The sequence below is a fragment of the Mesorhizobium sp. M0145 genome (assembly GCF_040322355.1).
In the GTDB taxonomy this organism is placed as follows: domain Bacteria; phylum Pseudomonadota; class Alphaproteobacteria; order Rhizobiales; family Rhizobiaceae; genus Mesorhizobium.
The window spans coordinates 1-13,368 of sequence record NZ_JAMYTK010000040.1 but is presented as its reverse complement, the minus strand read 5'-3'; the positions used below and the strand labels follow the sequence as shown (position 1 = coordinate 13,368).

General features: G+C 61.3%; 19 protein-coding genes. 13 read left to right on the top strand and 6 right to left on the bottom strand.

All coding sequences use genetic code 11. The annotated features are described in order from the left end of the window. Window position 1: 1 nt before the first annotated feature. The 8 genes from NKJ28_RS31105 (at window position 2) to NKJ28_RS31070 (ending at window position 9,076) form a co-directional block, all read left to right on the top strand. Entirely contained in the window at window positions 2-493 is a 492-nt protein-coding gene (locus tag NKJ28_RS31105) for a hypothetical protein (RefSeq protein WP_352638325.1), read from the top strand. Next, complete coding sequence (locus tag NKJ28_RS31100) at window positions 493-3,021, top strand: hypothetical protein (RefSeq protein WP_352638323.1); 2,529 nt, start codon at window positions 493-495, stop codon at window positions 3,019-3,021. The genes NKJ28_RS31105 and NKJ28_RS31100 overlap by 1 nt, the downstream gene beginning before the upstream one ends. After that, window positions 3,021-3,446, top strand: a complete 426-nt coding sequence (locus NKJ28_RS31095; RefSeq protein WP_352571269.1) for a hypothetical protein — start codon at window positions 3,021-3,023, stop codon at window positions 3,444-3,446. Before NKJ28_RS31100 ends, NKJ28_RS31095 begins: the two co-directional genes overlap by 1 nt. 107 nt (window positions 3,447-3,553) lie before the next feature. Beyond that, window positions 3,554-3,991 (top strand): hypothetical protein, encoded by a 438-nt coding sequence (locus NKJ28_RS31090; RefSeq protein ID WP_352571268.1) that lies wholly within the window; start codon window positions 3,554-3,556, stop codon window positions 3,989-3,991. Between the two features lie 377 nt (window positions 3,992-4,368). After that, window positions 4,369-4,743 (top strand): hypothetical protein, encoded by a 375-nt coding sequence (locus tag NKJ28_RS31085; RefSeq protein ID WP_352638321.1) that lies wholly within the window; start codon window positions 4,369-4,371, stop codon window positions 4,741-4,743. Between the two features lie 157 nt (window positions 4,744-4,900). Beyond that, window positions 4,901-8,104 (top strand): SGNH/GDSL hydrolase family protein, encoded by a 3,204-nt coding sequence (locus tag NKJ28_RS31080; RefSeq protein WP_352638320.1) that lies wholly within the window; start codon window positions 4,901-4,903, stop codon window positions 8,102-8,104. Window positions 8,105-8,107: 3 nt separating this feature from the next. Then, on the top strand, window positions 8,108-8,329 hold the full coding sequence (locus NKJ28_RS31075; RefSeq protein ID WP_352579390.1) for a hypothetical protein: 222 nt from the start codon (window positions 8,108-8,110) through the stop codon (window positions 8,327-8,329). Between the two features lie 33 nt (window positions 8,330-8,362). Further along, the gene (locus tag NKJ28_RS31070; protein ID WP_352452700.1) at window positions 8,363-9,076 is read left to right on the top strand and encodes a class I SAM-dependent methyltransferase; all 714 of its coding nucleotides are present in this window, start codon (window positions 8,363-8,365) and stop codon (window positions 9,074-9,076) included. Here the strand turns inward: NKJ28_RS31070 and NKJ28_RS31065 are convergent. From NKJ28_RS31065 to NKJ28_RS31040, 6 genes are all read right to left on the bottom strand, one after another. Continuing rightward, window positions 9,065-9,616, bottom strand: coding sequence for an acyltransferase (locus NKJ28_RS31065; protein ID WP_352579389.1), 552 nt, complete (start codon window positions 9,614-9,616; stop codon window positions 9,065-9,067). The genes NKJ28_RS31070 and NKJ28_RS31065 overlap by 12 nt on opposite strands. 1 nt (window position 9,617) lies before the next feature. Continuing rightward, window positions 9,618-9,839 (bottom strand): hypothetical protein, encoded by a 222-nt coding sequence (locus NKJ28_RS31060; protein WP_352579388.1) that lies wholly within the window; start codon window positions 9,837-9,839, stop codon window positions 9,618-9,620. Between the two features lie 230 nt (window positions 9,840-10,069). Next, window positions 10,070-10,243, bottom strand: a complete 174-nt coding sequence (locus NKJ28_RS31055; RefSeq protein ID WP_023675754.1) for a hypothetical protein — start codon at window positions 10,241-10,243, stop codon at window positions 10,070-10,072. A gap of 167 nt (window positions 10,244-10,410) precedes the next feature. Then, complete coding sequence (locus NKJ28_RS31050) at window positions 10,411-10,578, bottom strand: hypothetical protein (protein ID WP_023675755.1); 168 nt, start codon at window positions 10,576-10,578, stop codon at window positions 10,411-10,413. Window positions 10,579-10,755: 177 nt separating this feature from the next. Beyond that, complete coding sequence (locus NKJ28_RS31045; protein ID WP_031211529.1) at window positions 10,756-10,938, bottom strand: hypothetical protein; 183 nt, start codon at window positions 10,936-10,938, stop codon at window positions 10,756-10,758. Between the two features lie 140 nt (window positions 10,939-11,078). After that, window positions 11,079-11,264 carry a hypothetical protein gene (locus NKJ28_RS31040; protein ID WP_031211530.1) on the bottom strand — a complete coding sequence of 62 codons (186 nt, stop codon included), beginning with the start codon at window positions 11,262-11,264 and terminating at the stop codon, window positions 11,079-11,081. A gap of 152 nt (window positions 11,265-11,416) precedes the next feature. Here NKJ28_RS31040 and NKJ28_RS31035 point away from each other — a divergent pair, with 152 nt between their 5' ends. The 5 genes from NKJ28_RS31035 to NKJ28_RS31015 are packed head-to-tail and all read left to right on the top strand — an operon-like array spanning window position 11,417 to window position 13,214. After that, window positions 11,417-12,220 carry an N-acetylmuramidase family protein gene (locus NKJ28_RS31035; RefSeq protein WP_023675758.1) on the top strand — a complete coding sequence of 268 codons (804 nt, stop codon included), beginning with the start codon at window positions 11,417-11,419 and terminating at the stop codon, window positions 12,218-12,220. A 1-nt stretch (window position 12,221) separates the two neighbouring features. Then, window positions 12,222-12,434: a hypothetical protein gene (locus NKJ28_RS31030; protein WP_023675759.1), complete on the top strand. Its 213-nt coding sequence runs from the start codon at window positions 12,222-12,224 to the stop codon at window positions 12,432-12,434. Beyond that, window positions 12,434-12,703, top strand: coding sequence for a hypothetical protein (locus NKJ28_RS31025; RefSeq protein WP_023675760.1), 270 nt, complete (start codon window positions 12,434-12,436; stop codon window positions 12,701-12,703). The genes NKJ28_RS31030 and NKJ28_RS31025 overlap by 1 nt, the downstream gene beginning before the upstream one ends. Next, window positions 12,688-12,891 carry a hypothetical protein gene (locus tag NKJ28_RS31020; RefSeq protein ID WP_023675761.1) on the top strand — a complete coding sequence of 68 codons (204 nt, stop codon included), beginning with the start codon at window positions 12,688-12,690 and terminating at the stop codon, window positions 12,889-12,891. Before NKJ28_RS31025 ends, NKJ28_RS31020 begins: the two co-directional genes overlap by 16 nt. Beyond that, window positions 12,891-13,214 (top strand): hypothetical protein, encoded by a 324-nt coding sequence (locus NKJ28_RS31015; RefSeq protein WP_023675762.1) that lies wholly within the window; start codon window positions 12,891-12,893, stop codon window positions 13,212-13,214. Before NKJ28_RS31020 ends, NKJ28_RS31015 begins: the two co-directional genes overlap by 1 nt. Window positions 13,215-13,368: the final 154 nt, after the last annotated feature.

Sequence of the window (13,368 nt, the reverse complement as noted above, 5' to 3'; positions counted from 1 at the left end):
CATGTGCACACTAGCTCTTATCGGTACGGCGCTTTCGGTCGGCGGCGCGCTGGCGGAAGGCCAGCGGTCGAAGCAAATGGCCGACTACCAGGCCAAAGCCTATGAACAGCAGGCGCGGGCCGACGCCCAAAGCTCGGCCTTCGAGCAGGGCCAGGAGCGCCATAAGCAGGACCTGCGGCAGGCGCAGGCGCGTGCCCAGGCCGGCGCTTCGGGTGTCGCCATTTCTGGTTCGCCGACCGAGGTGCTGGCCGCCGATGCGAGGCAGGGCCAGCTCGACCTCAAGGCGATCCAGTACGGCTCGCAGCTGCGCCAGAACGGTCTCGCCACGCAGGCGGCGATTTCGCGCTTTTCCGGCAGGCAGGCGGTCGGCGCCTCGATCTTCAAGGCCGGCGGCAACCTCGTGTCGGGCCTTTCCGGCCTCTACGACCCGGCCAAGACGGTGACGTTCGGCAGAAGCGCCTTCCCGCCGGCGCCGGGCGGAGGCCTCTACTGATGGCCACCATCCCGCTCCAGCTTGCCCAGCGCCGGCTCGATACCGGCAATGTGGCCTCATATCCCAACGGCTCGCCAGTGGGCGCCGCCATGCAAGGCTTTGGCGACGAGCTGTCGGCGATAGCCGAACGCTTCCGGCAGCAGAAGCAGCAGCAGGATGCGTTCGACGCCGACATTATCGGCCGCGAGCTGAACGCACGCATCGCCCACGCCGAGGCCGTGGCGGTGCAGACCGCGCCGGCCGACGGCAGCGGCCTGCACGACTTCATGTATGGCCAGCTCGATCCGCGCAGCGACGGCGTCGTCAGGCCCGGCCTGTTCGACCAGATCTTCGACGACACCGTAGCGAAAGTGCCGGAGGGCGAACGCGCCAATTTCCTCGCCCAAAAGCAGGCATTGCGGCTGGCCGGCTCGGCCCGCATGGCCGCGCAGCAGCACGCGCGGCGCCAGAACTATGAGCAGGCCGAGTGGAGCAAGGTCGAGGACGGCTACACAAGCGCCATCGCGCAAAGCGACCCGGACGATAGCGGCACATTCGAGGCGATCAGGCAGAGCGGGCTCGAGCTGATCGGCAAGATGGGCAACCCGGTGGCCCGGCAGGCCGCCGAGGCCGCCTGGCGCAGCAACACGGCAAAGGCGCTCGTCCAGGCGATGATCGCCCAAGACCCGAAGGGTGCTGCGGAGGTGCTGGGTGGGGGGTCGGGAGCGACTGACGGCAGGACCAAGGACGATACCGTCGAGGCTGTGAGTGGGCCTCCGGCGGATGGAACTGCCGCACCGGCTTCGCTCCGTGACCGCGTAGGCAAGCTTACGCCGGACCAAACGTTGGCGCAGGCTTTTGGGGACGACATTGCCCCCGAAGAGCGGCCAGGGTTGGTCCAGCAGGCCCGAGCCGCCGACGCGATGCGGCAAGTCGAAAAACGCACAAACATTATCCTGGCCGAGCAGAATGCGCCGGCCGACATCAGGGACAATGGAACCTATTCCGGCCCGATCCCAACGCCGGAACAGTTCGTCGCTCTCTATGGCGCTACCGAAGGCGCCAGGCGCTTCGAGGCGTTCAACAGGACCGTTGAGGTTAATCGTCAATTCCACGGCATGCGCGACCTGTCGAATAACGCCGTGCGGGCCATGGTCAAGGACGCCGACCCCACCGCTGATAGTTCAACGCCGGAAGTGGACAAGGCGCGCCATGACGCTATCGCCACCGCCGCGGACCTGACGTTCAAGGCCAGGCAGGCCGATCCGGGCGGCTATGTCCGCGAGGCATTCGCGAACCTTGATGCGGCCTGGAGCAACCTGTCGAGGCCGGGAGACTATCGGGCGGCGATCATTGGCTCCATCGCCGCCCAGCAACAGTTGGGTTTTGAGACCGCCCAGCCGCTACCCAACTCTGTCGCTGAGGACATTGTCGGCAGACTCAAGGCCCAGCCGCAAGACCAGACCACAGAGCTGCGCAATGTGTTCGCCGCGCTACCGAATCAAGCCGCGCGCGAAGCGGTGCTCAGCCACCTGTTTCAGACCAGCGCGTCCCAAACAGATAACAGCATCGCGGATAGGTCGGTCCGGGCAGCTGTAGTCGACCCGATGATGCTGCTCGATTTAGCCAACACTGTCGAGCCAGGACGATCGGTATCAAACGCGGAACTCACCAACTACTTACCGACGAATCAAGAGTGGCTCGGGAGATTGATAGCCGGCGACAGTGAGCGGGGGAGCCTGTGGCGTCGTCTCGCACAAAAACTCGTGGGCTCCGATGGGCTTGGCGAAGACAGCATCTCGGTGGCCGACTTCACGCCGTTGGGGACGTCATTTGCACTGGAGAAGGCTGGAAATGCAGCGCTGGAAGGCAACTACGAAGAAACACTGCTCAATGCCGCGGGCGCAATTCCTGGCGATAGGTTGGCGGCCGTGGCCCTGGAACGCGCCGCGGCGAAGATTGCCAAGCCCTGGGTAGAGAAACTCTCAATATTTTCGAGGCGGCCGACTGACCTAGTCGAAGGCGGCGAGGCACTTGTTCGTGGGGTCGATGCCGAAACCCTTAGGCACCAGCAAGCGCTTGCGCGCTCGGTCTCGCCACCAATGCCACGCCGGAAGACACCACCCGGCGAAATATCCGACAGTGCAGTTGAAACCGCGCTATTAGCTGCGATGCTTGCCAGGGATACGTCCAAAGTTAAACATGCCGGGGCGAAGGTTGGGTGGGCTCCATCCAACGACTATCGAAAAGTCTTTTTCGATGCGAATCCTAGTCTCAACAAAAGCGACTATAGAGTGCATCATGGCGTCGAGCAGGGAGTTTTTAAAAGGTATCCCGGGCTTTTTACAGAGAAAGAGCTGCATTCAATCGAGAATCTTCGTGGAATCCGGAACGAGTTCGACATAATTTTGCACCTGAAGGTAATTCGGAGCGAGTGGGAATATTTCTATAAGAAAAACCCTCATGCCACCCGTCAGAAGGTCCTTGACTATGTTACCGAAATCGACAAGAAGTATGGACATTTGTTCTATCCGCCAATAGGTGAATGATGAGATACTTTGACATTCTGCCCGATGTGGCCGGCGGATTGGGTGACGGCACTGTCATGGATACCAGCGTCCACCCTCCTATCGTGAGCAAGCTTGTGTACCAGATGGAGGGATGGATCGGTGATGTTCTTATAACAAGCTTTCCATGTTTCCTCGTGACGGAAGAGGCCGCGCACGCGTTGTCAGAAATCGGCTTCACCGGAGCGACATTCGCCCCTGTTGAAGTCACAACGTCCGAAGATTTCCGCGAACTTCAGCCCGAGGTAGAGCTTCCATCTTTCGTGTGGCTGAAGGTGAGTGGGAAAGCGGGTCACGATGACTTCGGCATAGCCAAGAACCTTAACCTCGTCTTATCGGAGCGAGTCTTCGAGGTGTTTGATGAACGAGGTCTCCCTTCCGCTACCATCAAGCCGTTCGACGGCTGACGGCCGAAGGGGCAGGGATGGTCTCGGCAATAAAGCAATGGGTAGTCACGGCACGCCGGAAGTTACCTGGATGGGCACGGCCATCCACTCAACCAATCGACAGTTCAATGATGCAATATTTCTACAGAAAACCCGATGTTGCCGGCGGCTTCGGCAAAGGAACTGTCCTTGATACGAGTGTCCACCCACCTGTCGTAAGCAAGCTTATTTACCAAATGGAGGGATGGTTCGGTGACGTGCTCATCACAACATTTCCTTGCTTTCTTGTGACCGAGGAGGCCAAGCGCGCTTTGTTGGAAGTTGGCTTCTCCGGTGCAACGTTCGCCCATGTTGAGGTCACGACGTCCGAGGATTTTCGTGAACTGCAGCCCGAGGTGGAACTTCCAGCTTTCGTCTGGCTGAAGATTAATGGACAAGCAGGCCGCGATGATTTCGGCATCGCTCGGGACCTACGCCTTGTTGTCTCGGAGCGCGTGCTGGATTTGCTCGAGCAGTTGGGAACCCCCTCTGCTGTTATTGAGCCTTTCGACGTCAAGCAAGGATAGTGAAGACAGGCGTTGGTTCCGCTCGCAGCGACGATCTTTCGTCGGTAGACGTTTTGGGTTCAGGTCCTTGCCCAAGGATCCGGACACAGGCTGGAATATGGATGTGTCTCATGAGATACCACCAGGCGACGGTGGGGCAGATCATGTATCAACATACTACCCCGTACCCGGCAGCCGGCTCGACCGGATCAGCGCTGGCGCGATCACCAGTGAGTATGCCACTCCGGCGATGGCAACCAGGCCGGGGGTTGGTGCCGCCATCGGGACAGCGGTCTGATTGTGGTCACGATGCTGGCTTATGGCCTGCTAACCGCAGAGCGGTACCAGTCGGTGGTGCCTTCTGGATCGCCTCCCATCCCAGATGAAGGATTGACCTGTTGCGCACAGACTCTTTTCCGACCATGGCAAGGATCGTTTTTCTGCTCACCTTGGCCGGCGTTCTCCTGCTCGCGCTTTCGCCGGTGCGCTTCCTGCAGGAGTTGGACATGGGCTTCACCTTCCAGCACGACAAGCTCAACCACGCCGCGGCGTTCGCGGTGTTGGCGGCACTCGGAAGCCTCGGCTGGCCGGAACACAAGACGAGGCTGGTCGTGCTGCTGGCTCTTACCGGCGCGGCGATCGAGCTGCTTCAGGGTGCGCAGCTGATCGCGCGCGATATGGATATCCTCGACTGGGTCGCCGACTGCGCCGGCATGGCCTGCGGGCTGGCGGCAATGGGCGGCACAAGAAGGCTGATTGGCGGATTGCTATAGCCCTGGAGCGCGCTGCTCACTATCCGCAAAATCGTCCGTGAATACACCGGCTGCGCCGAATAGCGCGGTGTCCGGCCGCGTAGCTTAGCTTTCCCACACCAGCACCGAACCCTTACAGCCTCGCCTATGCGGGGCTTTTTTCATGGAGCAAGCCCTCATGTCCCGACCTGCAACTGCCGCCGTTCGTCTCCTGACCGGCGAACGCGAACCCGTGCGCCTCGCAACCACGGCCGACATCCTCCTGCACGGCCTGCAGGCCATCGACGGCGTGCCGGCCGAAATCGGCGACCGCGTGCTGGTCAAGGACCAGGCCGACCCGACGCAGAACGGCATCTACACCGCGAGCGAAGGCGAATGGTTCCGCGCCGCCGATGCCCGCACTACCCGCACCCTGCAGAAGGGCACGACGGTCCATACTCAGATCGGATCGGTCAATGCCGGCCGCGTGTTCGAGTTCACGGCCGACGAGCCGGCCGTCGGCACCGATGCCATCACCGTCGCCGCATCCGTTCCGCCCGACATCGCGGACGTGGTCGATGAGGTCGAAGCGCTGCGCGATGAAACCCAGGCGCTGAAGGATGCTGCCGAAGCCAGCGCCGGCCAGGCATCCGCCAGTGCCGCCGCTTCCGCCGCGAATGCCGCACAAACCGCAGCCGACCGGGCTGCGACCAATTCCGATGCCGTCGCCGCCGCGGCGGCCGTCATCAGCGCTCAGGCCGCACGCGACGCTTCGCTCTACGGCAAGGGCATTTTCCCGACGACGGCGGCGGCAATCGGCTTCGGCGTCGCCGGCAACGGTGCGATCACGCCAGGCTCGGGCGGCGCCAATGGCACGTTCGACCTGGCGTTTACCGGCGGAACTGGCTCGGGCGCTGCCGGCCGCTTCGTCGTGGCGGGCGGGGCGCTGACGCAGATACTGATCACGGCGCCGGGCTCCTACACAGTGGCGCCGACGTTCAGTTTTGCGGCGTCGGCAGGGCTCGCCGGCGCCGCCGCAGCGGCGGTGCTGGGCAGGAATGTCGATGTCGGCGAGTATTTCTGGACCGAAGTTTCGACTGGTTCGTTGGGATTGTACAATGTCACGGCCGGACCGGTAGCAGCCGATACGGGCGTCCGGGCGTCAACGGCGGAAATTGCCCTGATCAGCTCAAGGATCGTCGGACCCGTTCCGATCACGGGTTCCGTCGGCGGCACGGTGATTACGAACGACAGCGTCTATTTTTGGCCTGGATCGCTGTCGACGGTCGATGAATATCTGTCGACCTTGGAGCTTGGATTTGGCATCGTGCCGGGGACAGCCCACATCGTTATTGCCCACGTCGAGGGCGACGGGACGCTTAGCCTGGTTTCCGACCAGACAATGTCCGTTCCAGCCGGCCCGTCGTCTGTTGTTTCAGGGCTTTCGATCCTGAAGCCTGCCGGCAGCGTCATGGGCCTCCAGCGCACTGGCGCTGGTAGCTGGTACTACACTGCCGGGGCAATTCCGAACGGCGAAGTCGAGTGGTTCACGGCGGCGGTTCCGGCCTCGCACACTGCCAAGACTATAGGCGCTGTAAATGGTCCGCAGTGGAAGGCGACCTTCACCGGCGAAGTCGCCGTCAAGGCGCGTGCTGCCTATACCACAGCAAACGGTCTCGTTTCCGCTGTCGGCGTTAGCCAGGAAATCGGCTGGCCGACGCTGGTCAACACGGGGTCGGACGTTCCGGGCAGCTACAGCGTCATCATGCAGACGCCAGCGCCGGCCGACGGCCATATTACAGCGGTCGACGTTGGCGCTGGCGCTGGCGCCGGCGCTGCGCTCATTCATGTAGTGGACTATCTCGGCGGGTTGGTGGTCAATGTCCTAAGCACATATACGGTGACGCTGGTCAACGGGGTCGCTCATATCCCGCTGGGTATCCCAATCCCAGCCGGCAAATATCCGGCGATCAGCGGTGGCGCCTACAAATTTCAAAACAACGTCAACCCGCAAGGCATCCCGGCATGGATCAAATCAGGCGCGCTGTCGAATGGCGCGACCGTAGCATCGTCCGCCCAGCATCGGTACGAGGTCCGCTTTACGATCAAGACCGGTCTGCTCGCCGATGCCGACCGGGCCTTGACCGGCGGCGCCAGCAATACCGGCATGAACCTGCTGGCTGACGCCGATCCGAACGGCGTCGTCGATGCGACCGCGCTGTTTGCGTCCGCGGCGAGCGCTCATCCCAATCCCTATGTGCCGCCTGGAAATTTCGCCTTGACGGCCATTCCCGCATCTGGCGACGGTTTTTGGGGACCTGGCAAGCCGGCCGTCAACAGTAAGCGCTTCTTCATTCCGCGCCGGCCGTCGCTGCAAAATCTCTATGACGGCTTTCGCGCGACGATGGCCGAACACATCGCCAACAACGATGTGCTCTGCCTGATCGCCGATAGCATCGGCCATTGGGCGCTTGCCAGCGACGGGCCGAAACACTGGTTCAACCTGGTTACGCGTTTTGCCAATATCGGCATTGCCGACGATGAACCGGGCATGACTGCTTTGCGGCCAAGCTCTACCTATCTTCCGACTTTCTATGGCGTCACCGTCGCCGGGAGCGTGTTGACAGGGTCGCGCGGGCCGATCGGCGAGAGCATCATCCTCGCCGCCGGCGCGTCCTTGGCGTTTACCGGCACCTATGAACAGGTCGACGTCCACTACACTCAGGACGCCGGCCAGGGGTCGCTTGCCTTTGTCTTCAACGGCGGCGCGGCGTACAAAACCGTCAACTGCGCGGGCGCCCTGGCGCTTGATCAGTATTCGGGGCCTTCGCTCACCGGGCAGGCGGCAAGCGGCAATTACACTCTTACGGCTGTCGGCGGTCCTGTCGAGATTACCGGGCTCATCAGGCTTGGCGTCAAGGCGGCCGGCTCGCGTCCGCGCCTGCGCACCTTGCGCGCGGCACACGGCAGCTATGCCTTCTCGTCATTCAACACCGCGCGTCTTACATCGGCCGCCGCTCAATGCGGCTACGCCGGCGGCAAGATCGTGCCCATCCTGGCGCTCGGCATCAATGACAGCTTTGGCACGCCGCCGGCCACGATATCGGCAAACATCGCAACAATCATCAACACGTTGGAAGCGGCCGCTGCACCGCGTATCCTTGTGATGCCGCCGACGCGGCCGTCAGCCGCATGGGATGCAAGCTACACGGGCGGTCGGACCTATGATGCCGCCCTTGGCGCAATCCGTCAGACCTATCGATCGCGCAATATGCTGACCATCCCGATCGACGGCTTCGACTACATCAATTCGGGAAACTATCAAGAGGGCTTGCATTTCAACGATGCCGGCCATGACGGCAATGCGCTGCGCTTCATCGAACAAGTCGCGGAAAGGGGATAAGCAATGGCATTCGCTATTCAGCATAAGGGCGAAATCATCACCGAGCTCGAGGAGGGCGAGGAATGGCTGGTGGTGGGCGCAATGATCATGGTCGCAAAGCCGAAGGATCCGGCACACAGCCGCGAAATCCCGGTTCCTGACGGCGACATTGAGGGTCTCGTCGAGGTCTGGGTAGGCGGCGCCGTAGTCGACGCTGGACGCCATTCGCAGGCAATGGCAGGATGAGGTCGGCGGGGGCTATCCTTGGAGGATTGTCCCATGGCGCATGCCGGCAGCATCATCGACATCTATGACGACTATTACGCCGATGGAAAAGTAGCCGCAAAACGGGACATAGCTTCAAACCAGTCGGTCGGGCACATCGAAGCGGTCATTCAAGGCCAATTCTTCGACAGGATTCTTGACATCGGGGCGGGCGAAGGTGCGGTGCTGGATAAGCTGAACAGGAAGGGGCTCGGTAAGAAGCTTGGCGCCGTCGAGATTTCGAAGAGCGGCGTCGAGGCCATCAAGGCAAGAAAAATCGCCAAACTGGACAGCATCGACGTATTCGACGGCTATCACATCCCTCATCCCGACAAGTCGTTCGATCTTGGGCTTGCCATTCACGTCGTCGAACACGTCGAGCACGAACGGATGTTTCTGAGGGAGGCGGCTCGGGTCTGCGAGAAGCTCTATATTGAAGTGCCTTTGGAGCATACGCGAGATCTCAGCAAGGCCATTCGGATGTCAGGGCCGTATGGGCATATCAACTTCTACACGACCCAAACGTTTGAAAACCTTCTCAAAACGTCTGGGCTAAAGGTCGAACGGCTAAAGGTTTTTGCGCACGACCTCGCTTATGAACAGCACCTGGCTGGCGAAAAAAAAGGATGGGTAAAACACAGACTGCGGACCGAATTTCTAAGGTTTGCACCCAAGACGGCGATGCGCAGCATGGCCTACATGGCCGGAGCTCTGTGCTCAAGTCGCTGATCTAGCAGCAGCGCCGCCGATTTGCTTTGCAGGATTACCGCCGACCATACTAAAGGGCGGCACGTCTTTCGTGACGACAGAGCCCGCACCAACGACCGATCCCTTGCCGATCGTTACGCCCTTGAGAATAATGACGTTGAAGCCGATAAAAACACTGTCTTCAATCTTCACTGGCGCAATGGTGATCTTTGACCAGTCCTTTTTTCCCTGATGCCAGTCGGCGACATCTTCCTTGCGGTCTTGCCAACCCGTCGCGTGTGAGTTGTGATCGACGACTGTGGTACCCCAACTAATGATCACGTCATCCCCGATTTCGATCTTCTCAGCCGCCACGAGGTGGCTCTTGCCGATATAGGATCTTTTTCCAACGGTGATCTTTGCATCGGCGCGATCGAAGGAAAAGACGCTGTTGATGATGCATTCTTCGCCGATCGCATGCTTGCCTCGCCGCAAACTGCGGACGCTCCGCAAACTTAGCTTCGTTGCGGGGCCGGAGTTGATGCCGGCTAGGCGGTAGAGGAATGGTGGAACGAATGGCATATCAGTTGCGGCCGAAGCGCGACTTTCGCACCCTCTCAGCGAAAAGCTGCGATCGCTCGAAGAAATGCTTCCAATGTTGGTGTTCAGATACCCCTTCGAAGAATGCCCGCGCCGCGTCTTCGAGGTCCGAATCAATAATTGCACGTGGGATCGGTGGCTCGTCGGCTAACTGAGCCGACAACCGAAATCGGCTGTTCGCAATAGACAGGTCAGCCTCCATCATCCATGCGTCTCTTTACGGCCTAGCTATTGCGACAAGCGGCGGCGGTTTGCAAGCTTGCGAGACGACCGCGTCCGCCAATATAGACGCCGTGAAAATCGCCGAAAGACGTCAGAAGAATCGGGAGCCGCGCGAGGTCACACCAACATGGCACTGCAACTCGACCAGAAATCTTGGGGGGAGAGGTTTCGGCTAGGGTTCATCGCCGACGCAGACCCACCGCGGCGGAGCCGCTACCGTCTGCTGTCCTGCGGCTTCTGGTGAGGTTCCTGGCTTTTCGACCACCAGACAAAATACAGCGAGCCCATCTTCATCACAGGCACGCGGCGGTCGCGTTCCCTGGCCCGCAACTCACGATAGGTCTTCATCTTCAGAGTGCCGCCAGGCAACCTGATACGCACTGCCATCGGTCCAACTCCCGTTGTGCAACGCAGCAATTTTCGTGCAATGCGGTAAGTAGAGACCTTCCGTTACGGAAGAGTCAACAGCGGCCTCATCAACTTATTTTGCAAGCTGGCCGGCGGAGGTCGGGGCGGGCTTTCCCAGGCGCATGGCAGCCGAAAAAATTCATGCGTCACCCTGGCGACTGATCATCAATCAGGCGCTGGCGGTTCGACCACCAGGTGAAATAGATCCGGCCGATCTTGACGACGGGTATGCGGCGGGCGCGTTCGCGGTCGCGCAATTCGCGGTACACCTTCACCTTCAGTGTGCCGCCAGGCATCCTGATACGCACCGCCATCGATTCCGCCACCCCATTGTGCAATGCAGCATCAGAGACCTTCCGCTGCGGAAGAGTCAATGCCTGCCCGCTGACTATTTCTGGGACTAGTCGAGCGGTCTTGAGGTTCGGGCGCGCGCGGCGGTTCCCGATCCCGCACGGGGCGCCAGTGCCAGTTGGGATCGTCGGGTGCGGGGGCTATTTCCTGGGCGAGGATTTATTGGGCGAGGATGGGCGACCGGACATGCCGCTCGGCCACCAGATGACGAAGTAATTGCCGAACTGCCAAACCGGCACCTCGCGTTTCTGCTCGCGGCGCCGCAGCTCGTCCCTTTTCTTGATCTTCAAGGTGCCGCCTGGAAGCCTGATTCTTATCGTCACGTGTCCTCCCGTACCCGCTACAGGTACGAACGATAGACGGGAACAGTTTCATCCCGGCTAAGCAATTTCATCCAGGTCGAGCAATTTCGGGCGCGGTAGACGCAGGAACCGGGACCTGAGCGAGATCGCCGGAACTGGCTTCATTTGAAGAAATCCGCAATGCCGTTGATGGCCAGCACCGCATAGACGATCGGTCCGGCGATAAACGCACAATAGAGGCAGAGGATCGCCGACAGCACCAGCAGCAGCGGCTTGTCGCGACCGACGGTGCGGAGCTCGGACTTCACCGTCCAGCGCGCCGCAGCGGTTTGTTCATCATCAGACATGTGCACCATCCCGCGGCCATTTCACACGGCAGGTCGAAAACATCAACCTTCCTTGCAACATCGGCACGGGCTGCCGCCCAATTCTGCTTTGCCGCCACGCATCTGCTTTTTCAACCTCAAAACCTTGCCCGCGAGGGCGGAAAGGACTGCCCATGGACATGACGTTCAGGGGCGCCGCCAGGCGCCTCGATGATATAGACTTGCCGAAACTCGGTGCCCGGATCGGCGTCGGCGAGGACGAGATGCACGCGTTCCTCGATGTTGAAACCAGCGGGCGCGGCTTCGACGCCGTTGGCCGGCCGGTCATCCTGTTCGAACCGCACGTCTTCTACCGCAACCTGTCGGGTGCCAAGCGGGCAAAGGCGGTAGCCGCCGGCCTCGCCTATCCGAAGTGGGGCGCAAAGCCCTATCCCAGGGACAGCTACCCACGGCTCAGGGCAGCTTGTGCGATCGACGAAACCGCGGCGCTCAAATCCGCTTCGTGGGGGCTGGGTCAGGTCCTCGGCGAGAATTTCAAGGCCGCGGGCTTCCTTACCGTGCAGGCGATGGCCGAGGCAATGATGGCGGACGAGGCGCTGCAGCTCGGTGCGGCGATCGATTTCATCGTCGCGAACCGGCTCGACGGCAATCTGCGCAATCATGACTGGGCTGCTTTTGCCAAGGGCTACAACGGCGCCGGCTACCGCAAGAACGCCTACGATACCAGGCTTGCCGAGGCCTATCGCAAATGGTCGCGCATCAAGGACACGCCCTGGCCGTCTGCCGGTCCGGTGTCATCGGCGGTCGTCCCCGCAGTCCCGCCAGAGCCCGCTAAGCCAATTGCCGTTCCGCAAGCGACCGCTGCGCCCGCGTCCTCTGCACCTCCCGTGCCTGCCGCCAGGCCCGGCCTCTGGGCAGCGCTGATCGCAGCCATCCTGAAACTATCAGCCATCCTGAAACTGTTTGGAAGGAAATGACATGTGGACCCGGATCAAGAGCTTCTTCCGCGGCAGCGAAACAATATTCTGGGCGCGGCTTCAGGCGGCCATCGGCGTTATCGCGACCGTCGTTACCTATGTCGACCCGCAGGTTCTTTCGCCGATTATCCCAGGGGAATGGTTCCCCTGGTTTCTTGTGATCAACGGCGTTTTGACCGAGTTCCTGCGCCGCCGCCGCGCGGAGGATTTGTGATGGCCGCACTCCTCGCCATTCTCAGCGCCATCCTCGGCAACAAGGTCGTCATGACGGTATTGGCCGCTGCGGCCGGCGGCATCGGCCTTTATGTTGCCGGCGGCATCAACCGGGCGAAGAAGGAGGCGGTCAAACAGGCCGAGGCAAAAGTCGCGGCCGCCGAAGACCGCCTGGAAATGAGCCGCGAGGCCGCCGCCGAAGAGCGCAAGGCCGCCGGCATGACCGATGCGGCAGCCAGAGCGGAGGCTGGGAAATGGGCAAGGCGCTGATCCTCTGCCTGGTGCTCGCCGGCTGCACGACAACCGCGCCGGCCGGTAATCCGCGCCAGGTCTGGTGCGACCATAACCAGCCGCGCCGGCCATCGGCGGCCGTGGTCGCCGCCATGACCCGGCCCGAGCTCGACGAGATGAATGCCTTCAACGGGCAGGGCGCCAGATGGTGCGGGTGGACGCCATGATGCACGAGTTGCTCGACGTCCTGGGCATCAAGGCGCCGGTGTTGGTCGCCGGCCTGTCCGGCGGCATTTTGCGGGCCTTGTCGCGCCATCGCTACAAGGTCCGCGAAATGGTGGCCTCGCCGATCTGCGGCGCGCTGGCGGCGGCCTATCTGACGCTGCCGGTCGTGCATTATTTCCGCGCCGCCGGCCTGCCCATTCCTTCTCCGGACGACGACACCACGACGCTGGCCGCGGCGTTCCTAATCGGCGTCTCGGCCATGTGGATTTCGGACATCGTCTTCGAAATGATCGTGCGCCGGTTCGGGCCGGTGAAGGAGGAGTAAGCCGCCCAAGCCCGACGAAATAGTGACGTTCAGTTGGAGCCCGGCGCCCCCCCAAGGTCGCGGGGCCGGTTACAGATTTAATAGGGGAATCTAGATACGGTGTCGATATAAAAAAGATACGGAGGCGACCCCCGCGGGGCTGGTATAAACAGGG